Annotated in this window: 21 protein-coding genes; 8 read left to right on the forward strand and 13 right to left on the reverse strand. The window is 65.7% G+C overall.

Annotated features, from left to right (window positions below):
- The first annotated feature begins 1 nt into the window (after position 1).
- The 3 genes from LRC39_RS09965 to LRC39_RS09975 are packed head-to-tail and all read left to right on the forward strand — an operon-like array spanning position 2 to position 2,125.
- Positions 2 to 283: a hypothetical protein gene (locus LRC39_RS09965; protein ID WP_107355149.1), complete on the forward strand. Its 282-nt coding sequence runs from the start codon at positions 2 to 4 to the stop codon at positions 281 to 283.
- A 31-nt stretch (positions 284 to 314) separates the two neighbouring features.
- Positions 315 to 1,508: a patatin-like phospholipase family protein gene (locus LRC39_RS09970; protein WP_107355150.1), complete on the forward strand. Its 1,194-nt coding sequence runs from the start codon at positions 315 to 317 to the stop codon at positions 1,506 to 1,508.
- A gap of 59 nt (positions 1,509 to 1,567) precedes the next feature.
- Positions 1,568 to 2,125 carry a hypothetical protein gene (locus tag LRC39_RS09975; RefSeq protein ID WP_264055103.1) on the forward strand — a complete coding sequence of 186 codons (558 nt, stop codon included), beginning with the start codon at positions 1,568 to 1,570 and terminating at the stop codon, positions 2,123 to 2,125.
- 25 nt (positions 2,126 to 2,150) lie between these two features.
- Here the strand turns inward: LRC39_RS09975 and LRC39_RS09980 are convergent, their stop codons facing one another.
- Positions 2,151 to 4,139, reverse strand: a complete 1,989-nt coding sequence (locus LRC39_RS09980) for an adenylate/guanylate cyclase domain-containing protein (RefSeq protein WP_107355152.1) — start codon at positions 4,137 to 4,139, stop codon at positions 2,151 to 2,153.
- Between the two features lie 280 nt (positions 4,140 to 4,419).
- Positions 4,420 to 5,052 carry a TetR/AcrR family transcriptional regulator gene (locus tag LRC39_RS09985; RefSeq protein WP_346297137.1) on the reverse strand — a complete coding sequence of 211 codons (633 nt, stop codon included), beginning with the start codon at positions 5,050 to 5,052 and terminating at the stop codon, positions 4,420 to 4,422.
- A 159-nt stretch (positions 5,053 to 5,211) separates the two neighbouring features.
- Between LRC39_RS09985 and LRC39_RS09990 the strand changes: the two genes are divergently transcribed.
- From LRC39_RS09990 to dusA, 3 genes are all read left to right on the forward strand, one after another.
- Complete coding sequence (locus tag LRC39_RS09990; protein ID WP_346297138.1) at positions 5,212 to 6,330, forward strand: efflux RND transporter periplasmic adaptor subunit; 1,119 nt, start codon at positions 5,212 to 5,214, stop codon at positions 6,328 to 6,330.
- Complete coding sequence (locus LRC39_RS09995; protein WP_346297139.1) at positions 6,330 to 9,485, forward strand: efflux RND transporter permease subunit; 3,156 nt, start codon at positions 6,330 to 6,332, stop codon at positions 9,483 to 9,485. The genes LRC39_RS09990 and LRC39_RS09995 overlap by 1 nt, the downstream gene beginning before the upstream one ends.
- A 108-nt stretch (positions 9,486 to 9,593) precedes the next feature.
- On the forward strand, positions 9,594 to 10,586 hold the full coding sequence (dusA, locus tag LRC39_RS10000) for a tRNA dihydrouridine(20/20a) synthase DusA (RefSeq protein ID WP_346297140.1): 993 nt from the start codon (positions 9,594 to 9,596) through the stop codon (positions 10,584 to 10,586).
- Positions 10,587 to 10,614: 28 nt separating this feature from the next.
- Here dusA and LRC39_RS10005 read toward each other — a convergent pair whose 3' ends face one another.
- The 6 genes from LRC39_RS10005 to LRC39_RS10030 form a co-directional block, all read right to left on the reverse strand.
- On the reverse strand, positions 10,615 to 10,941 hold the full coding sequence (locus LRC39_RS10005; protein ID WP_346297141.1) for a helix-turn-helix domain-containing protein: 327 nt from the start codon (positions 10,939 to 10,941) through the stop codon (positions 10,615 to 10,617).
- Positions 10,938 to 11,312 (reverse strand): type II toxin-antitoxin system RelE/ParE family toxin, encoded by a 375-nt coding sequence (locus LRC39_RS10010; protein ID WP_346297142.1) that lies wholly within the window; start codon positions 11,310 to 11,312, stop codon positions 10,938 to 10,940. Before LRC39_RS10010 ends, LRC39_RS10005 begins: the two co-directional genes overlap by 4 nt.
- Before the next feature lie 190 nt (positions 11,313 to 11,502).
- Positions 11,503 to 12,039, reverse strand: coding sequence for a TIGR02281 family clan AA aspartic protease (locus tag LRC39_RS10015; RefSeq protein ID WP_263991363.1), 537 nt, complete (start codon positions 12,037 to 12,039; stop codon positions 11,503 to 11,505).
- A gap of 22 nt (positions 12,040 to 12,061) precedes the next feature.
- Entirely contained in the window at positions 12,062 to 12,286 is a 225-nt protein-coding gene (locus LRC39_RS10020; protein WP_107343933.1) for a DUF1289 domain-containing protein, read from the reverse strand.
- A 44-nt stretch (positions 12,287 to 12,330) separates the two neighbouring features.
- Positions 12,331 to 13,926, reverse strand: a complete 1,596-nt coding sequence (locus LRC39_RS10025; RefSeq protein ID WP_107343934.1) for a sensor histidine kinase — start codon at positions 13,924 to 13,926, stop codon at positions 12,331 to 12,333.
- 168 nt (positions 13,927 to 14,094) lie between these two features.
- Positions 14,095 to 14,964, reverse strand: coding sequence for an NAD(P)-dependent oxidoreductase (locus tag LRC39_RS10030; protein WP_107343935.1), 870 nt, complete (start codon positions 14,962 to 14,964; stop codon positions 14,095 to 14,097).
- A 282-nt stretch (positions 14,965 to 15,246) separates the two neighbouring features.
- Here LRC39_RS10030 and LRC39_RS10035 point away from each other — a divergent pair, with 282 nt between their 5' ends.
- Together LRC39_RS10035 and LRC39_RS10040 are read left to right on the forward strand one after the other, a co-directional pair.
- The gene (locus LRC39_RS10035) at positions 15,247 to 16,359 is read left to right on the forward strand and encodes an Mrp/NBP35 family ATP-binding protein (protein WP_107343936.1); all 1,113 of its coding nucleotides are present in this window, start codon (positions 15,247 to 15,249) and stop codon (positions 16,357 to 16,359) included.
- A gap of 251 nt (positions 16,360 to 16,610) precedes the next feature.
- Complete coding sequence (locus tag LRC39_RS10040) at positions 16,611 to 17,702, forward strand: TRAP transporter substrate-binding protein (RefSeq protein ID WP_107343937.1); 1,092 nt, start codon at positions 16,611 to 16,613, stop codon at positions 17,700 to 17,702.
- Positions 17,703 to 17,899: 197 nt separating this feature from the next.
- On the opposite strand, the gene LRC39_RS10045 is transcribed toward LRC39_RS10040, so the two are convergent.
- The 5 genes from LRC39_RS10045 to LRC39_RS10065 all read right to left on the reverse strand — a co-directional run bounded on the left by LRC39_RS10045 (position 17,900) and on the right by LRC39_RS10065 (position 22,983).
- Positions 17,900 to 19,741 (reverse strand): TRAP transporter large permease, encoded by a 1,842-nt coding sequence (locus LRC39_RS10045; RefSeq protein WP_346297143.1) that lies wholly within the window; start codon positions 19,739 to 19,741, stop codon positions 17,900 to 17,902.
- Between the two features lie 37 nt (positions 19,742 to 19,778).
- On the reverse strand, positions 19,779 to 20,375 hold the full coding sequence (locus LRC39_RS10050) for a TRAP transporter small permease subunit (RefSeq protein ID WP_107355161.1): 597 nt from the start codon (positions 20,373 to 20,375) through the stop codon (positions 19,779 to 19,781).
- A gap of 173 nt (positions 20,376 to 20,548) precedes the next feature.
- Positions 20,549 to 21,583 carry a GTP 3',8-cyclase MoaA gene (moaA, locus tag LRC39_RS10055; RefSeq protein ID WP_346297144.1) on the reverse strand — a complete coding sequence of 345 codons (1,035 nt, stop codon included), beginning with the start codon at positions 21,581 to 21,583 and terminating at the stop codon, positions 20,549 to 20,551.
- Positions 21,584 to 21,689: 106 nt separating this feature from the next.
- A complete protein-coding gene (locus LRC39_RS10060; RefSeq protein ID WP_107355163.1) occupies positions 21,690 to 22,142 on the reverse strand; it encodes a hypothetical protein in 453 nt (150 codons plus the stop codon).
- 163 nt (positions 22,143 to 22,305) lie between these two features.
- Positions 22,306 to 22,983, reverse strand: a complete 678-nt coding sequence (locus LRC39_RS10065; protein ID WP_346297145.1) for an HAD-IA family hydrolase — start codon at positions 22,981 to 22,983, stop codon at positions 22,306 to 22,308.
- Positions 22,984 to 23,053 lie beyond the last annotated feature (70 nt).

The raw sequence follows: 23,053 nt of genomic DNA on the forward strand, positions 1-23,053 counted from the left end.
GATGGCTAGTTCGAGTCAAACACCGCCCGATCTTCCGCTGTGCCGCGGCGACCGCGTTCGGATGAGTCCGCTCGGCCGCGAGCGGCATCCGCGCTACGGCACCCGTGAAGGCGTCATCGTCGGGCAGGGCTCGCCGAGCAGTTGGCGGGTGAAGTTCGACGACCGCAAGACCATCCAGGCGATCCATCAGGACTATCTCGAACGCGTTCCGGGGCAGGCGCCACGCTTCGACACGTCCGAACCCTGGAGCCGCTGGCGCGACGATCCGCCGGCGACCCCGTAGTCGCGCGTCCCTCGTTCCTGCTGGTGTCCTGATGTCCCGCGTGCCTCGCTCGTTTGTCGTCGTTGTCGCGCTGGCGTCGAGCTGCTTGCTCGCCGCCTGTGCAAGCCTGCCGCGCCAGCCCTACACGGCCGCCGAAGCCGCCAAGGCGCGGATCCTCGATCGCGACGATCTGCGGCGCTACGCCGACGATCCGCCGTCCGCCTTTGTGGATGGTCGCCGGATTTCCGGACCACAGACCTACCTCGCGCTGTCCGGCGGCGGCGCTGACGGCGCCTATGGTGCGGGCGTGCTGGCGGGATGGACGGCCGCAGGGAGCCGGCCGTCGTTCTCGATCGTGTCCGGCGTCAGCACCGGGGCGCTGATTGCGCCATTCGCCTATATCGGCCCGCGCTACGACGACACGCTGCGGGAGCTCTACACCAGCGGCGTGGCCGAAAGCCTGCTGGAGGATCCGAACCCGTTCAACGCGATCTTCGGCTCCGGCCTGTTCGGCAACAAGCGCCTGCGCGAACTGGTCGCCCGGTACATCGATGCCAGTTTCATGGACGAGGTGGCCGAGCAGTACGCCAAGGGGCGGAGGCTGTTCGTCGTCACCACCAATCTGGATTCGCAGCGCTCGGTGATCTGGGACATGGGCCGGATCGCGGCGCTGCGGACGCCGGAGAGTCTCAATCTGTTCAGGGATGTCGTTGCGGCCTCGGCGAGCATTCCGGCGGTGTTCCCGCCGATGCTGGTTAATGCCGAAGCCGATGGCGTCCGGTTCCAGGAGATGCATGTGGATGGCGGCGTGATGTCGCCGGTGCTGACCTTGCCGGAGGCGTATCTGATGCGTAGTGCCTCGTGGGACAAGTCGCTCAACCTGCAGCTCTACATCCTGATGAATAATACCATTGAACCGGAGTTCCAGCTGGTGCGCGATCGTGCGCTGGACATCGCCGCGCGGGCCTCGTCGTCGATGATCAAGGCGCAGACCCGGTCGATCCTCTACAGCACTTACGCGTTCGCCCGCCGCAACAAATACGGTTTCCATCTGTCCTATATCGAGAGCGACCGGCCGCCGTCGCCCCCCGGCTTCGACACCGCCTACATGCGCTCGCTGTATCAATACGGCTACGACCGCGCGCGCAGCGGCCATGTCTGGTCGAGCGCACCGCCGGCGGATGAAGCCGCACCGGCGCCCGTCGCGGCCACCACCCCGGCGCGCCACGTCGCCGGTGTCCAATAACGACGCGCTGTGAGCGCGGCGTCCACCGCTTTCGCGTGCGGTGGACGAGTGAGGCGAAGATGTCTGCAATCCGGTTCACGACGGCCCTGACGGCCGCGGTGCTGTTGTTTTGTCCGGCTTCGGCCGCGGTGTCCGATCGTGGCCACGAGCCAACGGTGCAGCCGCCGCCGGCGACGTCGACCGACGAGCCGACCGGTTCGGTGACGATCGCGCGCGGCAGTGGCGCCGATCTGATCCGGATGGTGGAGAAGAAGCTGCCCGGCGTGCGGGTGTTCGATCTCAACCTCACCGACGAAGGCTCGGCGCCGTGGTTCGAGGTCAAGTCGTATCGGGGAGATCAGGTGTGGAGCACCATGATCGATGTCGCCACTCGGCGGATCGTTCGCTCATCTGAGGCGAAACCTGCCTCCGATCTCGACGCCGAGACCCTGCGCGACCTCGGCGATTTCCGGCGGATCAAGATGAAGCTGTCCGAGGCGGTGGTGATCGCCGAGCAGCTCAGTGGCGGGCGCGCGATCAGCGCCGGGCTGCACCGCGGCGATGACAAGCTGGTGTTCGTGGTCGTGGTGGTGGCGGACGGCGCGCTGAAAGAAGTCACCGTGGAGCCGGACAAGTAGCGCCGTCTCGCGGCGCTTGGCTGCTTCAGCTTTTGTCGAGATCCTCGACCACCTGCACCAGCGTCTGCTTGACCTCGGTGCGATCCGCCGTGACGGTGTCGATGAATAGCCGCATCCCGGGCAGCTCCTTGCGGATCACGTCGGTCGATCCCGACGTCTTCAAGCCGCGGACCTCATAGGCGCGCACCGGCTCGCTGAAGCCTTTCACCGTTAGGGCAGGACGCTCCTCGGCGTCGATCACATCGTTCACCAGCGACCAGGTGACGTGCGAGATCAGGATCGAGCCGGGCTCGCAGTTCTGCTCCAGGCGCGAGGTGAGGTTCACGGCGCCGCCGACGATGGTGTAGTCCATCCGGTCCGGGCTGCCGAAATTGCCGACGGTGCAGAAGCCGGTGTTGATGCCGATGCGGACCCGGAACGGGCGCTCGGCGCCGGCGTCGATCCACTCCATCTCCAGCTGCTTCAGCTTTTCCTGCATCTCGATCGCCATCATCACGCAGGCGACCGCGTCCTCCTTGACGCCGCGGCTCTCCGGATCGCCGAAGAATGCGAGCACGGCATCGCCGACATATTTGTCGATCGTCGCGCCATGCTTGAGCGCGATCTGCGCCATCTCGGCCAGATAGCGGTTGAGCATCGCGGTGAGGTCTTCCGACTCCAGCTTGTCGGTAGTCGCCGTGAAGTTGGCGATGTCGGACAGGAAGATCGTCAGCTTCTTGCGCTTGGAGGCGATCTCGGCGTCCTGATGGCCGCTGAAAATCGACGAGTAGACTTGCGGCGACAGATACTTCGACAGCGCGGCCGACAGCCCTTCAAGACTGCGGTTACGGGTCTCCAGCTCCTCGGTGCGCTGCTTCACCATCGAGTCGAGATATTCCTCGCGCGCGGCGACTTGTCCGGCCATGCCGGTGAACACCCGGGCCAGTTGGCCGAGCTCGTCATGGCGGGTCGCGACGGGCGTCAGCGAATTCGGATCGAACTTCTGCGACTCCAGCGCGGCGGCGGCGCGGGTGATCTGGCGCAGCGGGGCCGCCTGATACCGGGCGACGCCGATCGACAGCAGGATGCCGAGCGCGGCGATCGCCGACGCGGTGACGGCCGCGATCTCGGCCTGGCTCTGCACCGTCGCCCAGACGCGGTTCATCGGCAGGCGAACCAGCGCGGCACCGACGATCTCTTTCTGCTCGTTGCGTACCGGCGCGATCACGCTGAGATTCTGGCGACTCTCGACGTGCCGGGTCTGGCCGTCGGCGATCACCAGACGTACCGGGCCGAGTTCTTTCTCGTTGGGACCGTCGCGGCGATCGGCGCCGTACACGCCGGGGCCGACCAGCGCGTCGAGCTTGCGATCGAACACCCACACCGCATCGATGTCGCCGTCGGCCAGCAGATTCTCGACCGTGCGCGGCAGGCCGATCTTCATCGTCAGCTGCTGCAGGAATTTGGCGCTGCGCCCGACCTGGATGATGCGCGGTTTGTCGATGCCGCCGACGCCGACATATTTGAAATGCTGATTGTCGATGTCGCGCTTGCGGGCGTCCTGATTGACCACCTTCTTCTGGCCGGTGAGCAGATCGTGGAAGGCGTAGGCCTGCGGCTGCATCTGCGGCGAATTGCTGAAGGTGAAATTCACGTCCGGCAGGCTGTGCAGATAGGCGTGGCCTTTCTCGTCGGTGATCCAGATCTCGTCGAGAACGGTGTCGTCGGTGATCGACTTCAGCCGGCGATTGATCTCGGTCGGCGTCATGCCGGCGCGTTCGGCGGCCTCGACGAAATGGCCGAGCAGTGTGCCTTCGGCGGTCATCTCCTCGGCGATGATCCCCTCGACTTCGGTCGGGATCGATGCGGCGAGACTGGCGCTGCGCGCCAGCAACCGGGCGACCTTCTCACCCGATGCTTCGGCTTCGGTGATGATCGCGCGTCGTGTGGTCCAGGTCAGCAAAGCGGCGGTTACGAGCGTGGCGCCGACCGTCAGCACCGTGACCAGCAGGACCAACCGTGTGGTGAATTTCATGAAAGAACCTGTGCTTGCCGCCGGCGATGTGTTCCCGCCAGCGGAGAGGCGCGCGAGGCGCTGCAAACATCGCAAAGCAGCCCGCGCGCTGCGACCGGCGGACTATCCATGCGGACCGATGGCACTGTCAAATCGCCTCAGATGCGCCACCACGTCGCGCGCCCAGCACGCATGATGGTGCTGACCTCGTAGCAACTTCGCCGCGGGCCGGCATTGTGACCCGTCAATCCGTCGGCGGCCTTTGAATCGAAGGCGAGCGATCGCGGGTCTCGACTGAAACTCAGGTCGCTTTGTCGCTTGTCCGCGGCGCCGCGTAAGCAGCCAGGAACACCGGCACGGCACGGTCGACGCATTGATCGATCTCGCTGGCGGAGATGGCGTCGCCAAATTGCAGCGAGCGGCGATAAGCGATTTCGGATTCCAGCAGCGCCAACAGGTGATGCGCTGCCACCTCCGGATTGGCAGCATGCAGCCGGCCAGCTTTGGTCGCAGCGTCGATATAGCGGGTGAACGCCTCAACCGCTTTGCCAGGACCTGCGTCGTAGAAAATCCGCCCGAGATTACCGATCCGGCCGTGCGCCACCGCAAGGCGGTGGGCCGTGGTGGCGTCCTCGGCCAGCACGCGATGCAATAGTTTCTTGCCGAACTCGGTGAGCACGCGCTGCGGATCGTCGGTGGCGCGCGCCTCGAGATCTTCATACATGCCGCGGATCTGCTTGCCGGCGACGCGCAGCGCGACGTGTACGAACAGCTCTTCCTTGGACGGGAAGTAGCCATACAGCGTCGCCTTCGAGCCCCCGAGCCTGCTGGCGATTTCCGACATCGAGGCGCCGTCGAGACCGCGTTCTTTGAACACCTCGACCGCGGTGTCGAGGATCGCGTCCCGCTTGGCTTCCGTCCGAACCCTGACCATCGCTCTCCGTCACCTCGCCAATTCGCCCGGCGTCCTCCGCAATCATACTGAACGTACGGTCATATTGACAGTCTCGCGTCGGAATAATAACCGTACGTTTGGTATTATTATGAACCGGCTGACGGTGCTTCCGGCCCGGCCTGGAAAGACGAGACGGCGATGAGAGAGATCGTGGGGTTTCGTGCCGCCATCATCGCGATGGCGCTGATCCTCGGAGCTTGCGACTCCGCAGCTCCCAAGCCCGATCATGCCGCCGCGGAGCCGACCAGGCTGCCGCAGCCGGTGATGGTGGTGCCGGTGCGGTTCGAGGAGGGCGCCCGGACGCGGACCTTCGCCGCCACCATCCGCCCCAGCATCGAGAGCGACCTCGGCTTTCGGATCAGCGGCAAGGTGGCGCGGCGGCTGGTGCGGACCGGCGATTTCGTGCGCAGCGGCCAGCCGCTGCTGACGCTCGATACCAATGATCTCCGCCTGCAGCGCGAGCAGGCCGAAGCCGAAGTGAAGGCGGCGCAGTCCAACCTGATTCAGGCCGAGGCCGACGAAGGCCGTGCGACCGATCTGCAGAGCAAGGGTTGGATGGCGAACGCCGCGCTGCAGAAGGCGCACGCCACCGCCGAGGAGGCGCGCAGCCGGCTCGTCCGCGCGCAGCGTGCGCTCGATCTCGCCGGGCACGCGCTCGACTACGCCACTCTCGAAGCCGATGCGGACGGCGTGATCACCGCGACGCCGATCGAGCCGGGACAAGTCATCAGCGCCGGACAGGCCGCGGTCCGTCTGGCGCGGCTGTCGGAGCTGGAGGCGGTGGTCGCGCTGCCGGAGAGTTACGTCGAGCGGGTCGGTCGCGCCTCCGCTTCGCTGACGTTGTGGTCGCTGCCCGGCAAGAGCTACGAGGTGCGGCTGCGCGAACTATCCTTTGCGGCCGATCCGGCGACACGGACCTTTGCGGCGCGCTTCGTGATCCCCGGCGCGGACGAGAAGGTGCGGATCGGCATGAGCGCCACGCTGACGCTGCGCGAGCAGGACGAGCGGCGCTTCGCACGGCTGCCGCTGACGGCGATCTACAATCACGGCCGCGGTGCCGCGGTGTTCGTGGTCGGCGACGGCGGCGAATTGCGCGAGCGGCCGGTGACGATCGAGCGCTATGAGGATCGCGATGTGCTGGTGACCTCCGGCGTCAGCGACGGCGAAACCGTCGTCGCGCTCGGTGTCGAAAAGCTCGATCCGGCCTTGACGGTGCGGCCGATCTCCACGCTCTCGCTCAGCTCGGCGGGCAAGTGATGCAGCGGCCCAATCTCTCCGCATGGGCGGTGGCACATCCGTCCTTGATGCTGTTTCTGATCCTGATGATCAGTGTCGCCGGTCTGCTGTCGTATCAGCGTCTCGGCCGCGCCGAGGATCCGTCCTACACCATCAAGGTCGCGGTGGTGACGGCGACATGGCCCGGCGCGACGGCCGAAGAGATGCAGCTTCAGGTCGCGGACCGGATCGAGAAGAAGCTGCAGGAGCTGCCCTGGTTCGACAAGATCACGACCTATTCCAAGCCCGGCTTCACCGCGGCGCAGATGGAGTTTCGCGACACTACGCCGCCGGCGCAAATCCCTTGGCTGTTCTATCTGATCCGCAAGAAGATGGCCGACGTGAAGCCGGACCTGCCCGACGGGGTGGCCGGCCCGGAGGTCAACGACGAATACGGCGACGTCGATTCGATCGTCTACACGCTGCGCTCCGACAGCGCCGACTACGCGGTGCTGAAGCGGATGGCGGAGCAGGTGCGGCAGCGGCTGCTGAAAGTGCCGAACGTCTCCAAGGTGACGATCTACGGCACCCAGGACGAGCGCATCTTCGTCGATTTCGACCACGTCAAGCTCGCCAATCTCGGCATCGCGCCGCGCACGATCTTCGACAGCCTCGCCAAGCAGAACGACCTCGCGCCGGTCGGCATGGTCCAGACCCAGTCGACCCGAATTCCGCTGCGCGTCTCCGGTGCGTTCGACGGCGTTCGCGCGGTGGAAGAAACGCCGATCGCCTCCAACGGCACGGTGATCAGGCTCGGCGACATCGCCACCGTGTCGCGCGGCTTCATCGATCCGCCGCAGTTTCTGGTCCGGCAGCGCGGCGTTCCGGCGCTGGCGATCGGCATCGTGATGCGCAAGGGCGCCAACATCCTGGAGCTCGGCGCGGATGTCGAAGCGTCGATGGCCGAGGTCGAACGAGCCACGCCGGTCGGCGTCACGTTCGAGCGGATCGCTAATCAGCCTGCGGTCGTCCGCGATGCGGTCGGCGACTTCATGCGTTCCTTCGTCGAGGCCCTGGCGATCGTGCTGTTCGTCAGTTTCGTGTCGCTCGGCTGGCGCGTCGGCATCGTGGTCGCGACCTCGGTGCCGCTGGTGCTCGGCATCGTGTTCACGCTGATGCTGACGATCGGCATCGATCTGCACCGGATTTCCCTGGGCGCGCTGATTATCGCGCTCGGCCTGCTCGTCGACGACGCCATCATCGCGGTCGAGATGATGGTGGTGAAGATGGAGCAGGGCTTCGATCGCGCGCGTGCAGCCTCGTTCGCCTGGGAGTCGACGGCGTTTCCGATGCTCACCGGCACGCTGGTCACCGCGGCAGGCTTTCTGCCGGTCGGCATGGCGGCGAGCGGCACCGGCGAATATGCCGGCAGCATCTTCTGGGTGGTCGGCATTGCGCTGCTGGCGTCGTGGGCTGTGGCGGTGATCCTGACGCCGTATCTCGGTTTCGTGCTGCTGCCGCACTCGCTGAGCACCGGGACCGCGCACGCGGTCTATGACAACGGCCTGTATCGCCGCTTTCGCCGCGTCGTCACCTGGTGCATCCATCACCGCCTGATTGTGATCGGCATCACCATCGCGGCGTTCGCGATCTCGATCGTCGGCTTCGGCAAGATCCAGCGGCAATTCTTCCCGACCTCCGACCGCACCGAGCTGTTCGTCGAATTGCGGCTGCCGGGCGGCAGCGGGATCGAGGCGACGCTCGCCAATGCCCAGCAAGCCGAAGCGCTGGTCGCAAGTGATGACGACGTCGTCACCTGGAGCACCTATGTGGGCAAGGGCCCGCCGCGCTTCCTGCTCAACGTCAATCCCGAACTGCCGAACGAGTCGTATGGCGAACTCGTCATCGTCACCAAGGACAGCGCCGCGCGCGAGCGGGTGAAGTGCAAGATCGAGCAGGCCGTCGCCGATGGCGCGATCGCCGGCGCGCGGGTGCGGGTGAAGCGGCTGGCCTATGGTCCTCCGATCAAGTTTCCGGTGCAGTTCCGAGTAATCGGCGAGGACCCCAACACGGTGCGGTCGATCGCCTACCAGGTCCGCGATATCATGCGCAGCAATCCGAACGTGATCGAGCCGCAGCTCGATTGGAACGAGCAGATGCCCTCGGTGCGTCTGGTGGTCGATCAGGATCGGGCGCGGGCGCTCGGGCTCGATCCGCAGACGATCTCGCAGACGCTGCAGATGCTGATGACCGGCGCGCCGGTGACCACCGTGCGTGACCGGACCGAGAAGGTTGTGGTGGTGGCGCGGGCGATCGCGGCGCAGCGCAACGATCTCGGCGCCATCGACGATCTCACCGTGCTGTCGCGCAACGGCGTGCCGGTGCCGCTGTCGCAGATCGCCGAGATCCGCGAAGGCCACGAGGAAGCGATCCAGTGGCGGCGCGACCGCGACATGGCGATCACCGTGCGCAGCGATGTGCGCGACGGCGTGCAGGCGCCGTTCGTCTCGTCGGTGGTGTGGGGCGCGCTGGCCGATCTGCGCCAGCACCTGCCGGCCGGTTACCGGATCGAACTCGGCGGTGCGATCGAGGATTCGTCGAAAGCCAACGGTGCGTTGTTCGCGGTGGTGCCGGCGATGCTGGTAGTGATGCTGACGGTGCTGATGCTCCAGTTGCAGAGCTTCGCCAAGCTGGCGCTGGTGTTGCTGACGGCGCCGCTCGGCCTAATCGGCGCCTGCGCCGGGCTGCTGCTGTTCGGCAAGCCATTCGGCTTCGTGGCGCTGCTCGGACTGATCGCGCTCGCCGGCATGATCATTCGCAATTCGGTGATCCTGGTCGACCAGATCGAGCAGGACATCGCGGCGGGGCATCCGCGCGAGGAGGCGATCGTCGGCGCCACCGTCCGCCGCGCGCGGCCGGTGGTCCTGACTGCGCTCAGTGCCGTGCTGGCGATGATCCCGCTGACGCGTTCGAGCTTCTGGGGCCCGATGGCGGTCGCGATCATGGGCGGACTGCTGGTCGCCACCGTGCTGACGCTGCTGTTCCTGCCGGCGCTGTACGCGGCGTGGTTCTGCCGCGATCCGGCCTCGACATCGTCGCTGCGGCAACGCGTCGGCGGGCTCCTGGAGGCGGTCCGCGCCAGGTTCAGCTCATCGCTCCCGGCGATCCTGCGCCGGCGCGCGGAATCTGGACGCTGACTGCTCCCCGCTGCGCGGGGAGGGGGGCCAGAACGGGCTGGAAATCGCCGGATTCCCGGGCTACCAGCAGCCTTGACGCCGCCCGCCAATCCGCCGACATACTGAAATATGCAGCTTCATCAGCCACATCGCTTCTCCGTCGCGCCGATGATGGAGTGGACCGACAGCCCCTGTCGGGTCTTCCATCGGCTGCTGACCAAGCGGGCGTTGCTCTACACCGAGATGGTCACCACCGGAGCGGTGATCCACGGCGACCGGCAGCGGCTGCTCGGCTTCGATGCGAGCGAACATCCGCTGGCGCTGCAGCTCGGCGGCTCCAATCCGAACGACCTCGCCACCTCGGCGAAGATCGGCGAGGACTTCGGCTACGACGAGATCAACATCAATGTCGGCTGCCCGTCCGATCGGGTGAAGGAGGGCCGGTTCGGCGCCTGCCTGATGGCGGAGCCGGAGCTGGTCGCCGAGGGCGTCGCCGCGATGAAGCGCGCCGTCTCGGTGCCGGTGACGGTGAAGTGCCGGATCGGGATCGACGATCAGGACCCCGAAGTCGCGCTCGACGCGCTGGCGCGGGCGGTGGTCGCAGCCGGCGCCGACGCGCTGATCGTGCACGCCCGCAAGGCGTGGCTGAACGGGCTGTCGCCGAAAGAGAACCGCCACATCCCGCCGCTCGATTACGATCGGGTGTACCGCCTGAAGCGGGCGATGCCGCAGGTGCCGATCATCATCAACGGCGGCATCGGCAGCATCGCGGAGGCCAAGCGGCATCTCGACCACGTCGACGGCGTGATGCTCGGCCGTGCTGCCTATCAGGAGCCGTGGCGGCTGCTCGAGGTCGATCCTGAGCTGTTCGGCGATCCGGCGCCTTATGCCTCGATGAAGGAGGCGCTCGAAGCGCTGATCCCGTATATCGAGCGCCAGCTCGCGCAGGGCCTGCGGCTCCACGCGATCACCCGCCACGTCATCGGCGCGTATCAGGGCGTGCCCGGCGCGCGCGCGTTCCGCCGCTATCTGTCCGAATTCGGCGTCAAACCCGATGCCGACGCCAGCGTGCTGTTGAAGGCGATGGTGGCGGTGACGGAGCGGGCGACGGAAGCTGCCTAAGCGCTCGGCTATCAAACAAACAGGCTAACTACGCGATTGCGCGAAGCCCCTTGGCTCTGACCAGATTGAGCAGTTTCAGCGATGGCCCGTCGGGACGTTTCTCGCCGCGTTCCCACTTGCTCACCGCGTCTTTGCGCACATTGAGATAGCGCGCGAACACCGGTTGCGACACCTGCTCGCGCTCCCTCAGCGCTTTGATTTCCTCGGGCGCCATTGGCTCGACCGGCGTCAGGCACAGCTCGTCGAACTCGCGCATCGTCGCTTTATCGATGACGTTGGCGCGGGCAAGGCCAACGGCGGTCTTGTGGACCGTGGCGAGAATGCCGCTCTCACGTTTGCGCATCGTCTTCGTCATCTCTGTCCCGTGACTTCCAGTATCTCGCCGGCTGTAATGGCGGTCTCGAGTGCGCCGACATCAAGTGCCAGCAGGACGGTGGCAAGCTTCTTCAGCGCTTCCAGTTCTTTGGGCGAGACGTTGGCCTTCTGGTTCTTGGCAAAGCCGTGAACGAAGAAACTGTGCGCCCCCATCTTGCACACGATGATGGTTCTGAAGCCGCCGGACTTGCCGCTGCCCTTCCGGCCGATCCGCTGTTTGAACACGCCCCCGCCGAGATTAGCATCCCACCGCCCTTCGGCGACGTCTGCGGCCGCAGCGAGCAGGTCAGCACTTTCCAGTTTCGCCTTCCCCGCGAACTTGGCGAACTCCTTGGTCTGGTAGACGCTCATGCTGCGAGCGTCCGACAAGATGTAGTCCTAAGAGCTATATTTCTCAAGTGGTTTATCCATTGGCCACCCGCATCGGTTGCATCATTGCGGACGTTGGCGTCCCGCGCATTGATGCGGGTCGAGCCGAGAGGATCGCCGGTAGCGAAACGCGCGGCAGCCAAGGATTTCGGGGCGTGTTGGGAGAAGGCGGCTACGGATACCCGCGCAGCCGGAGCTGATCGGCGCGGACTTCCCAGCTTTCGAGGCGGTCGAGGAAGCTCATGCCGAGCAGGTTGGTCTTCATCTGGCCGCGCGGCACCACCAGGGCCGGGACCGAGCGCTCGACCAGTTTGCCGATCGCCAGGCTGTCGAGCGACAGCCGCGCCGCGCGGGTATGGCCGCCGGCGGTTTCCAGTTCGACGTTGAAGTTCAGAAGCTCAAGCGGCAGGCCCGCCGCCTTGGCGGTCTCGTAAGTGAGCACCACCGAAGTTGCACCGGTGTCGATCACCATCGGTGCCGGCACGCCATTGACCTTGGCGCTGACCGCGAACTCGCCGCCGGTGCCGCGCGGGATCTCGACCATGCGCGAACTGGCGGCTTCGGCGGCCGCGGTGGCGGCGGCGACGCGCTTCTTCAGCATCGTCGACATTGCGTCACCGGCCGCGGAAATCCGCTTCGGGTCGCCATAGGCGACCACCGCGCCGGCGGTCCCGATCAGCACCATGAGCACCAGCAGAATGCGGCTCATGACGCACCTGAAAGAGCGCGCGTTACGCGGGCGTGTCCGTCGCCGAGGCGCGGCGCCGGCGTGGCTGCGGCACATCCATGCCGGCGTCGGCCATCCGCTGCGGCAGGCCGGCCATGATGGCGAGCCGTTCGGCACTGGCCATCCGCGGCCAGCGCGCGATCTCCGGCATGGTGCGGCCACAGCCGTAGCAGAGGTTGGTCTGCGGATTGATCATGCAGACTGCGATGCAGGGCGTTTCGATGCTCATGTCGGATGGTGGCTGACATTGGTCGCCTCCCGCAAGTCCCGATCTTACAACCCGGTGCCGGCGTTCATGATCGGCTGCCGGCGCGCGCGGGCGGTCTCGGAGGTGGTGACCGAGTCCGGCTGCAGCGGCGGCGCCTCGTCGGCGAGCGGCGCCAGTGCCGACATCACCCGCTCGGGCGGGAAGGTGACGATCACTTCGGTGCCGATCCGCAGTTTGGATTTTAGCGTGAAGGTGCCGCCGTGCATGTCGATCAGGCTCTTGGCGATCGGCAGGCCGAGGCCGGCGCCCTGTTCGGCGGATTTGATCGAGTTGGAACCCTGGCCGAACGAGGCCAGCACGATCGGGATCTCTTCTTCGGGAATGCCGGAGCCGGTGTCCTTGACGCTGAGATACTGGCCGCCGGATGCCGTCCAGCCGGCCTTCAGCCAGATCTCGCCGCCCTGCGGCGTGAACTTGATCGCGTTCGACAACAGGTTGAGCACCACCTGACGCACCGCGCGCTCGTCGCCCCAGATCCTCGGCATGCCCTGTTCGAACACTTCGTGGATGGTGATGCCGCGGCTGGAGGCGCGCAGCTTGAGCAGGTGGTGACAGTCGGTCACCACATGCACCAGCGAGATCGCTTCCTCGTTCAGCTCGTAGCGGCCGGCTTCGATCCGCGACAGGTCGAGGATCTCGTTGATCAGGTTGAGCAGGTGCACGCCGGAATTGTGGATGTCGGCCGAGTAGTCCTTGTAGGCCGGCACCGCATGGGCGCCGAAGATCTCGCTCTTCATCACTTCCGAAAAGCCCAGAATGGCGTTGAGCGGCGTGCGCAGCTCGTGGCTCATCTGCGCCAGAAAGCGCGACTTGGCGACGTTGGCGGCCTCGGCGCGATGCCGGGCCTCGTCGGAGATCGCCTTGGACTGTTCGAGCTCGGCGATCAGCACGTCCTTTTCGGCGCGCGCCTGCAGCGTCGCCAGCGTGGTCGAGTGCAGCCGGTGGGCGAGCAGGGCGAAGTAGCCTTCCGCCGCGACGGTGAGGGCGGCCAGCACGTATTTGTCGAAAGAGCCGCTGAGCGCGAAGTTGACCGCGATCGCGGCGGTCACCGGCATGGTGGCAGCCAGCGCGGCAATCGGCAGGCTTGCGGCCAGCATCGACGACACCGCCACCACCAGCAGCATCAGGAACATCAGAAGCGTGCTGGAGACGACGTTGAGTTCGGTCGGGTGGATCAGGATCGCGGTCCACGCCAGGCCGTACAGCAGGTCGAGCAGGATAAAGCGCCGCCGCCAGGTCCGGGTGCGCGGCACCGAGGCCGGCTCCTGGAGGAAGCGATTGCAATTGCGGATCACCACGGCGTGGATGCTGAGCATCGCCACCGTCCAGGCACCCGCTGGCAGCGGGTCCATCCAGATCCCGAACAGCACGCCGGTGACGACCACCAGCAGCATCACCACGTAGGAGGCGGACAGCCGGGTCTCGGCATATTGCCTGACCAGTTCGTGGTCGAAGGCGGGGCGGGTGCCGCTGGTCGAGGTCAGGCGGTCGCGTGCCTCGCGCACCCGCTGTGCCGCCGCGCGCCGGTTGCGCGCTGGCGCGGCCACCGGAGGCTCAGCCGGAAGCTGGAAGACTTCAGGCTTTTCGGCGGACTCACTCATCAACCAACACAAATCCTGCGCGAGAACGCGCGCGGTTTCCCCAGCCTATATCTGGCCACAAATCCTTAAGAGCAGCCTTAGAGGGAAAATTATTCCGGTTAACAGCTGGCTAACAATCGCGGTGAACGAGCCGTGAAAACCGCGATTGCAGCCCTGTTCCGCGCTGGCTCAGCGCTCCAGTCGCGCCAGCAGGCTGGAGGTGTCCCAGCGGCGGCCGCCCATCTTCTCGACCTCGGCGTAAAAGGTGTCGACCAGCGCCGTGACCGGCAGGCTGGCGCCGTTGCGGCGTGCTTCGGAAAGACAGATCGACAGATCCTTGCGCATCCATTCGACCGCGAAGCCGAAATCGTATTTGCCGTCGTTCATGGTCTTGTGGCGGTTCTCCATCTGCCACGACTGCGCGGCGCCCTTGGAGATGGTGTCGATCACCGCGTTGACGTCGAGGCCGGCCTTCTTGGCGAAGTGGATGCCTTCCGACAGGCCTTCGACCAGCCCGGCGATGCAGATCTGATTGACCATCTTGGTGAGCTGACCGCTGCCGGCGGGGCCCAGCAGCTTGCACATCCGTGCGTAGGCGGCGATCACCGGCTCGGCCTTGGCGAAGTCCTCCGGCCGGCCACCGCACATCACCGTCAGCACGCCGTTCTCGGCGCCGGCCTGGCCACCCGACACCGGCGCATCGATGAAGTGGAAGCCCGCCTTGCTCGCAGCCGCGTCGAGCTCGCGTGCGACTTCGGCGGAGGCGGTGGTGTGGTCGACGAAGATCGCGCCCTTGCTCATCGCACCGAACGCGCCGTCGGCGCCGGTGGTGACGGCGCGGAGGTCGTCGTCGTTGCCGACGCAGGCCATCACGAAGTCCTGGCCCGCCGCAGCCTCGGCCGGTGTCGGCGCGGCGCGGCCGCCGAACTTCTCGGCCCAGGCCTGCGCCTTCGCGGCCGTGCGATTGTAGACCGTCACCTCATGGCCGCCTTTCGTCACGAGATGTCCGGCCATCGGAAACCCCATGACGCCGAGACCGATGAAAGCGACTTTGGCCATGTCTGGACCCTTCGGTTGCGAGGGCGCGAGCCGGTCGCGCCTGATCGAGTGGAGGTGAGGGCGGCCCGGTGCGGGGCACGCGAGGAGGAGGCGTCAGCATAGGCGAGGAGCTTCGCGGAGCAAGTCTGCGATCTCGCTGGAACGTAAGGCAAAGCGATCATCTTGCGGTGCAGCATGGTTCCGCGCGGGCCGCTTCAGAAGCGAGGGCCGATGGCTAATTCCCGGCTTGAACCGAGCGATGGCATGTGATCGGTGGGCACGCGAAGCGGCAGGAGACTTCCAGTGAGCGTGACCCAGCAACAGATTCTCGACAGCCTGGCCAAGGTGGCGACGCCGCGTGGCGTGCCGCTGACCAAAGCCGGCGTGCTGTCGGAGATCGCCATCACCGACGGCAAGGTGTACTTCTCGATCAACGTCGATGCGGCCGAGGCGCGGGCTTGGGAGAGCGTGCGCAGCGATGCTGAGGCAGCCGTGCGCGGCACGTCCGGTGTGAAGAGCGCGCTGGTGGCGCTGACTGCGGAGCGTCAGCCGGGCAGCGCTCCGGCGCAGCGGCCCGGCGTGGCGCCGGTGTCGGCGCATCGTCCGGCCGGTGCGCCCGGAGCCGGTCTGCCGAAACAGGCGGGCATTCCCGGTGTCGGCGCGATCATCGCCGTCGCATCCGGCAAAGGCGGCGTCGGCAAATCGACCACTGCGCTCAATCTCGCGCTCGGTCTGCGCGACCTCGGCCTCAAGGTCGGGCTGCTCGATGCCGACATCTATGGTCCGTCGGTGCCGCGCCTGACTGGCATCAACGAGAAGCCGCAGCTCGACGACAGCCGCCGGATGATTCCGATCGCGCGGTTCGGCCTGTCGATCATGTCGATCGGCTTCCTGGTCGACGAAGAGGCGGCGATGATCTGGCGCGGTCCGATGGTGATGTCGGCGATCACGCAGATGCTGCGCGACGTCGACTGGGGCAAGCTCGACGTGCTGGTGGTCGACATGCCGCCCGGCACCGGTGACGCGCAGCTGACGCTGGCGCAGACCGTGCCGCTGAAGGGCGCGGTGATCGTGTCGACGCCGCAGGATTTGGCGCTGATCGATGCCCGCCGTGGCCTTGCGATGTTCACCAAGGTGAATGTCCCGGTGATCGGCATCATCGAGAACATGAGTTACTTCCTCTGCCCGGAATGCGGCACCCGGTCCGACGTGTTCGGGCATGGTGGAGCGCGGCACGAGGCCGAGCGACTCGGCGTCCCGTTCCTCGGCGAAATCCCGCTGCATATGGAGATTCGAGCCACTTCGGACGCCGGCCGGCCCGTGGTCGAGAGCGAGCCGAACGGGCCGCATGCGACGATCTATCGCGCGATCGCCGGCAAGGTGCGCGACCGGATCAACAGCCTCGCGACGAATTGATGCGCTGCGAAGTGATCATACCGGCGTCGATGATCGACCACTCGGGAGTGATCGTCGACGCGGCGTGGTGATCACGCTGGAATTTCCGTCTTCGACTTTGGTTGAATCTCAGTTATCTACTCGGTCGCGGCGTTTTATGCGGATCACCATCCGTGTTAGAGACGCTTCGCCACAAACGGCTCCGCGGTTCGCCTTCTTTTGGTCGGGCGCGCATGGAATCCGGGAAAACGCCGGCAACAAGGAGATGCCTTATGAAACGTCGTGACTTTCTGAAAGTGTCAGCTACCGGCGCTGCGGCAGCGGCCGCGGTGGCTTCCCCGGCGATCGCGCAGTCCTCGCCCGAGGTGAAGTGGCGGCTGACCTCCAGCTTCCCGAAGTCGCTCGACACCATCTATGGCGGCGCCGAATATCTGGCGAAGCAGGTCGCCGAGATGACCGACAACAAGTTCCAGATCCAGGTGTTCGCGGCGGGTGAAGTCGTCCCCGGCCTGCAGGCGCTGGATGCCACCTCCAACGGCACCGTCGAGATGTGCCACACCGTGTCGTACTACTACGTCGGCAAGGACCCGACCTTCGCGGTGTTCGCGTCGGTGCCGTTCGGCCTCAACGCCCGTCAGCAGAATTCCTGGCTGTATCAGGGCGGCGGCAACGAGCTCGCCAACGAATTCTACAAGAAGTACGGCCTGGTCGGCTTCCCCTGCGGCAACACCGGCACCCAGATGGGCGGCTGGTTCCGGAAGGAGATCAAGACCGTTGCCGACATGAGCGGCCTGAAGATGCGCATCGGCGGCATTGCCGGTCAGGTGCTGCAGAAGGTCGGCGTGGTGCCGCAGCAGATCGCCGGCGGCGACATCTATCCGGCGCTGGAAAAGGGCACCATCGACGCCGCCGAGTGGGTCGGCCCGTACGACGACGAGAAGCTCGGCTTCCAGAAGGTCGCGAAGTATTATTACTATCCGGGCTTCTGGGAAGGCGGCCCGACCGTGCACGCCTTCACCAACCTCGAGAAGTTCAACCAGCTGCCGAAGAACTATCAGGCGATCCTCGCCAACGCGGCGGTGAACACCAACACCTGGATGAACGCCCGCTACGACCTGCTCAACCCGACCGCGCTGAAGCGGCTGGTGGCCGGCGGCACGCAGCTGCGTCCGTTCTCGAACGAAATCCTCGACGCCTGCCTCAAGGCCACCAACGAGCTGTGGGGCGAAATCTCGGCGAAGAACCCGGACTTCAAGAAGGCGATCGACGCCATGCAGGCGTATCGCTCCGACCAGTACCTGTGGTGGCAGGTCGCGGAGTACACCTTCGACAGCTTCATGATCCGCTCGCGCACCCGCGGCTGATCTGAACGCCTGAAACGAAAAGGCCCGGCCTCCGCGAGGAGGCCGGGCTTTTTGTTGTTACCAGTCTTCCTAGGGAGACGGGCGGTCCAGCTTCACCGTCATTGCGAGCGAAGCGAAGCCATCCAGCTCAGTGCACTGTACTGGATTGCTTCGTCGCTGCGCTCCTCGCAATGACGGGAAGGGGAAGCCGGCCCCGATCAGAACTTCGGCGGGCCGAGATCGATCTGCGGCATCTCGATCTGCGGGATGTCGATCTTGACCTTGGACGGGTCGATGTCGCCTGCGACGCCCTTGTAGTGCATCACCATTCCGGGGAAGGCGATCACTAGGGCGACCATGATCAGCTGGATGATCACGAACGGCACCGAGCCCCAGTAGATCTGGCCGGTGGTGACCGGCGCCATCTGCTTGCCGCTGACGCGGTCGATATACGGCAGCTTCGGCGCCACCGAGCGCAGGTAGAACAGGGCGAAGCCGAACGGCGGATGCATGAACGAGGTCTGCATGTTGACGCCGAGCATGACGCCGAACCAGATCAGGTCGATGCCGAGCTTCTCAGCCGCCGGCCCGAGCAGCGGGATGACGATGAAGGCGAGCTCGAAGAAGTCGAGGAAGAACGCCAGCACGAACACGAAGGCGTTGACGAAGATCAGGAAGCCGAGCTGGCCTCCGGGCAGCGACACCAGCAGCTCTTCGACCCAGCGATGGCCGTCGACGCCGTAGAAGGTGAGCGAGAACACGCGGGCGCCGACCAGGATCATCACCACGAAGGCGGTCAGCTTGGCGGTGGACTCGGTGGCCTGGCGGGTGAGGTCGAAGCTCAGCCGGCCCTTCATCAGCGCCAGCAGCATTGCGCCTGCCGCGCCCATCGCACCGCCTTCGGTCGGCGTCGCGACGCCGATGAAGATGGTGCCGAGCACCAGGAAGATCAGGCCGAGCGGCGGCACCATCACGAACACGACCTGCTCGGCGAGCTTGGACAGCAGCTTTAGCCGCAGCAGCCGGTTCAGCACCGCGATCACGAACGACAGAGCGACGGTGACCGACATCGTCAGCACGATGTAGTCGGCGCCGGACTTCACGTCGGTGAAGCTCATCGCCACGATGCCGGCGGCGGTCGACGCGGCCACCACCAGATACAGCGACATCGTCATGGTGCGGATGATGCCGATGAACGGGCGGAACAGCACGGCCGTGAGGATCACGAACCAGAAGCCCTGCATCACCAGCTGCGACAGGCCGACCTTGTCGAATGCCGGCTTGCTCCAGTCGAACGAGCCCCAATGCACCGTGAAAAGATAGGCCGCACCGGCGGCCGACAGCGCCGCCAGCGGCATAATCAGCGGGTGCTTGGCGGTCTCCGGCTCACGCAGCGTCTGCGCTTCGAGCGGCAGGCCGGGCGCCGCCTTCGGGGCGAAGATCGTCACCAGGAAGATGTACAGCGCATACAGCAGCGACAGCACGATGCCCGGAATGAAGGCGCCTTCGTACATGTCGCCGACCGAACGGCCGAGCTGGTCGGCCATCACGATCAGCACCAGCGACGGCGGGATGATCTGCGCCAGCGTACCGGACGCGGCGATGATGCCGGTGGCGACGCGGCGGTCGTAGCCGTAGCGCAGCATGATCGGCAGCGAGATCAGGCCCATCGAAATCACCGAGGCGGCGACCACGCCGGTGGTGGCGGCGAGCAGGGCGCCGACGAACACCACCGCATAGGCGATGCCGCCGCGGATCGAGCCGAACAACTGGCCGATGGTCTCGAGCAGATCCTCGGCCATGCCGGATCTCTCCAGCACCAACCCCATGAAGGTGAAGAATGGAATCGCCAGCAGCGTTTCGTTGTTCATCACCCCGTAGACGCGATCGGGCAGCGCCTGCAGGAAGTCGGGACGGAACAGGCCGAGTTCGATGCCGAGGAAGGCGAACAGAAGGCCGTTGGCGGCGAGCGAAAACGCCACCGGATAGCCCAGCAGCAGAAATACCACCAACGACGCGAACATGATCGGCGCCATGTAGTGGATCAACAGTGCGGTCATGCGGACCGGCCCCCCAATGCGATGACCACGAAGCGGCTTACTTTTTGTCGCCGCCGATGTTGAGCAACAGCCGCTCGGCTTCGAGCTCGGCGGAACTGTGCGCGGATTGTGCGGAAGCGTTGCTGTCCGGGATCGCGCCGACCATCATCGCGAGGCGCTTGATGATCTCCGAGATGCCCTGAATGATCAGCAGCACGCACATGATCATGATCAGCGCCTTGGCCGGCCATTGCGGCAGGCCGCCGGCGCTGAACGACTGCTCGTTCTGGTGATACGAGACCAGGAAGAACGGGATCGACCACCACAGCAGGATGATCGCGAACGGCATCAGGAAGAACACGTGGCCGATCATGTCGATCCAGCCGCGCAGCTTGAGCGGGAGGCTGTGATTGATGATGTCGATGCGGATGTGTTCGTTGCTGAGCAGGGTCCAGGGCGAGCACAGCATGAACACCACGCTGAACAGCACCCACTGCAATTCGAGGAACGAGTTCGACGACATATCGAAGATCTTGCGGACCACGGCGTTGACTGCCGAAATCGCCACCGCCGCCACGATCAGCCAGGACACCCAACGGCCTACCACCGTGTTGAAGGCGTCGATCGTCCTGCTCAGTCCAAGCAATGCTCGCAACGCTCGGTCTCCTCCCGGTTCGTCCGGCCTGCGCGATTACAACGCGAAGCGGCTTTTTGTAGCCGAGGGCTCGCGAAGCGTGCGCACCAAACCAGCGCGTCACCGTTCCGTCAATTGGAAAATGGCAATCAGGAGCGCTGTTCAGCGGAATGATTAGTCGCAGGTGGGAGCGCTTAGCCGCCGGTGACACTCATGTGCCGGCTGACGCTCGGCCGGTTATGGCGGCGGTCGATGATGAAGTCGTGGCCCTTCGGCTTCGCGCCGATTGCCTGATCGATCGCGGCGCCGAGCAGGGCGTCGTCGGGGGAAGCGCGCAGCGGCCGCCGCAGGTCGGAAGCGTCCTCGTGGCCGAGGCAGGTATGAATCGTCCCGGTGCAGGTAATCCGCACCCGATTGCAGGATTCGCAGAAATTGTGCGTGAGTGGAGTAATGAAGCCGAGCCGGCCGCCGGTCTCCTCGACGCGGACGTAGCGCGCCGGGCCGCCGGTGGAGTCGGGCAGGTCGGTGAGCGTGTAGTTGTTGGCGAGCCGGGCGCGGACCAGCGACAGCGGGACGTACTGATCGATCCGGCCTTCGCCAATTTCGCCGAGCGGCATAACTTCGATCAGCGTCAGCCCCATACCGAGGCCATGCGCCCAGCGCATCAGCGACGGGATCTCGTCCTCGTTGGAGCCCTTCAGCACCACTGTATTGATCTTCACCGCAAGGCCGGCGGCGCGGGCGGCGTCGATGCCCGCCAGCACCCGGTCGAGATCACCCCAGCGCGTGATCCGGCGGAACTCATCCGGGTCGAGCGTGTCGAGCGAGACGTTGACGCGGCGGACGCCGCAATCGGCCAGCTCCGCGGCGAAGCGGGCGAGCTGCGAGCCGTTGGTGGTGAGGGTGAGTTCGTCGAGCGCGCCGCTCTTGAGATGCCGGGACAGCGACCGCACCAGCGACATCATGTTGCGGCGGACCAGCGGTTCGCCGCCGGTCAGGCGCAGCTTGCGCACGCCCTTGGCGATGAACGCCGAGCACAGCCGGTCGAGCTCTTCCAGCGTCAGCAGGTCGGCGCGGGGCAGGAAGGTCATGTCCTCGGCCATGCAGTACACACAGCGGAAGTCACAACGGTCGGTGATGGAGACGCGCAGGTAGTCGATGGTCCGCCCGAACGGATCGGTCATCGGCCGATCCACGGTGGTTGGCGGAGTGATCGCGGCGCTGGTCATGCGGCGTGCCCTGTCGCGGTCGCCGCCAGTCGCGGCAAATGTCTCCGCACTATCTAGGCACGATCAGCGGCGCGCACAATCACGCGCCGTGATGCGCTGCAATATGTTAGCGCGCTGCCGGGGCAGGGAACGGCGACGACGATTCTGCCGGAGCCTCGGCTGCCGGTGCCGCAGCGGCGGGCTTCGGCTTCCGCGGCTTGCGGACCTGACGCGCCTTGCGCGACGGCTTGGCGGCCTGCAACTCGGCGGTCACCGGGTTCGGCGTCACCGTCGTGGTGCCTTCCGACATGAAGCCGCCTTGCGCGACCGAGACCTGCACCGGAACCGTCGTGGTCTGGAACTTGTCCAGCGAGAAGGTCACGGTGAAATCGGCCGGCGGCACCTTGATCGAGCATGGGGTCTTACAGCTCTGCCCGGTGGAGGCGACGGCGTCCGCACCCGGCGGCACCGAATCGAGCTGAACAGTGACGTCGGGCGGGGTCGACTTGAAGGCGTCGGACATCGACGCGCAGCCCCCCAGCGAGAGCCCTGCCAGGGCGATGACAACAAGATGACGCATGATACTCCCATCCGTTCAGTGCGGCCAACGGCCACAGTCCCGCGCGGACCATAGGAGCCTGCCGTAACGCTGGCAACTGCGCGTCCAACAAACTTAAGAGTTAGTTAACGCGACCTGTTAGCGAACTGAATTTCGCCACAATTTCAAAGGTATCGCCTTCAGGTCAGCGCCGCGGCAGCAGCCGTCCCACGGCGTTCGGCAGCTCGCTCATATGGCCGACCAAGAGGTCCGGTTCGAGCTCGGCGATCGGCACTTCGGTGTAGCCGAATTCGACCCCGATCACCGGCACGCCGGCCCGGCGCGCGACGCCGACATCCGGTCCCGCGTCGCCGACCATGATGGTGGCCGCGAGGTCGCCGCCGGCCTTGGCCACGGTCTCGCGCAGGATCGCCGGGTCGGGCTTGGCGACGCCGAAGGTGTCCGCGCCGCAGATCGCCGCAAACCGCGGGCTGAGCCCGAGCCGGTCGAGCAGCAGCTTCGACAGCCATTCCAGCTTGTTGGTGCAGACCGCGAAGCGGTAGCCGCTGTCCGACAGCTCGTCGAGCGTCGCTTCCAGACCTTCGAACGGGCGCGACTCGTCGGCGATGTGGGCGGCGTAATAGTCGATGAAATCCACGGTGAGGCGATTGACGTCGTCCTGCGCGATCACACGGCCGTCGAGTTCGAGGCCACGTTCGAGCAGGCGGCGGGCGCCTTGTCCGATCATATTGCGCGCGACGGCCATCGGAACGGCCGGCATGCCTTCGCGAACGAGGATGAAATTCAGGGCGTTGATCAGGTCGGGCGCGGTATCGACCAGCGTGCCGTCCAGATCGAAGACAACAATGGGAGATGCGGTCATGTTCGACCGCTAACCTTCTCCGCGGCTTTCTGCAACCGTCTGGCGATGCTCAACCCCAGAATCCGTGCTG

The organism is Rhodopseudomonas sp. P1 (assembly GCF_039642825.1).
In the GTDB taxonomy this organism is placed as follows: Bacteria; Pseudomonadota; Alphaproteobacteria; order Rhizobiales; family Xanthobacteraceae; genus Rhodopseudomonas; species Rhodopseudomonas palustris_H.

Coding starts and splice junctions, on each gene's coding strand:
- LRC39_RS09965 (WP_107355149.1), top strand. CDS start 2: ATGGCTAGTTCGAGTCAAACACCGCCCGATCTTCCGCTGTGCCGCGGC.
- LRC39_RS09970 (WP_107355150.1), top strand. CDS start 315: ATGTCCCGCGTGCCTCGCTCGTTTGTCGTCGTTGTCGCGCTGGCGTCG.
- LRC39_RS09975 (WP_264055103.1), top strand. CDS start 1,568: ATGTCTGCAATCCGGTTCACGACGGCCCTGACGGCCGCGGTGCTGTTG.
- LRC39_RS09980 (WP_107355152.1), bottom strand. CDS start 4,139: ATGAAATTCACCACACGGTTGGTCCTGCTGGTCACGGTGCTGACGGTC.
- LRC39_RS09985 (WP_346297137.1), bottom strand. CDS start 5,052: ATGGTCAGGGTTCGGACGGAAGCCAAGCGGGACGCGATCCTCGACACC.
- LRC39_RS09990 (WP_346297138.1), top strand. CDS start 5,212: ATGAGAGAGATCGTGGGGTTTCGTGCCGCCATCATCGCGATGGCGCTG.
- LRC39_RS09995 (WP_346297139.1), top strand. CDS start 6,330: ATGCAGCGGCCCAATCTCTCCGCATGGGCGGTGGCACATCCGTCCTTG.
- dusA (WP_346297140.1), top strand. CDS start 9,594: ATGCAGCTTCATCAGCCACATCGCTTCTCCGTCGCGCCGATGATGGAG.
- LRC39_RS10005 (WP_346297141.1), bottom strand. CDS start 10,941: ATGACGAAGACGATGCGCAAACGTGAGAGCGGCATTCTCGCCACGGTC.
- LRC39_RS10010 (WP_346297142.1), bottom strand. CDS start 11,312: ATGAGCGTCTACCAGACCAAGGAGTTCGCCAAGTTCGCGGGGAAGGCG.
- LRC39_RS10015 (WP_263991363.1), bottom strand. CDS start 12,039: ATGAGCCGCATTCTGCTGGTGCTCATGGTGCTGATCGGGACCGCCGGC.
- LRC39_RS10020 (WP_107343933.1), bottom strand. CDS start 12,286: ATGAGCATCGAAACGCCCTGCATCGCAGTCTGCATGATCAATCCGCAG.
- LRC39_RS10025 (WP_107343934.1), bottom strand. CDS start 13,926: ATGAGTGAGTCCGCCGAAAAGCCTGAAGTCTTCCAGCTTCCGGCTGAG.
- LRC39_RS10030 (WP_107343935.1), bottom strand. CDS start 14,964: ATGGCCAAAGTCGCTTTCATCGGTCTCGGCGTCATGGGGTTTCCGATG.
- LRC39_RS10040 (WP_107343937.1), top strand. CDS start 16,611: ATGAAACGTCGTGACTTTCTGAAAGTGTCAGCTACCGGCGCTGCGGCA.
- LRC39_RS10045 (WP_346297143.1), bottom strand. CDS start 19,741: ATGACCGCACTGTTGATCCACTACATGGCGCCGATCATGTTCGCGTCG.
- moaA (WP_346297144.1), bottom strand. CDS start 21,583: ATGACCAGCGCCGCGATCACTCCGCCAACCACCGTGGATCGGCCGATG.
- LRC39_RS10060 (WP_107355163.1), bottom strand. CDS start 22,142: ATGCGTCATCTTGTTGTCATCGCCCTGGCAGGGCTCTCGCTGGGGGGC.
- LRC39_RS10065 (WP_346297145.1), bottom strand. CDS start 22,983: ATGACCGCATCTCCCATTGTTGTCTTCGATCTGGACGGCACGCTGGTC.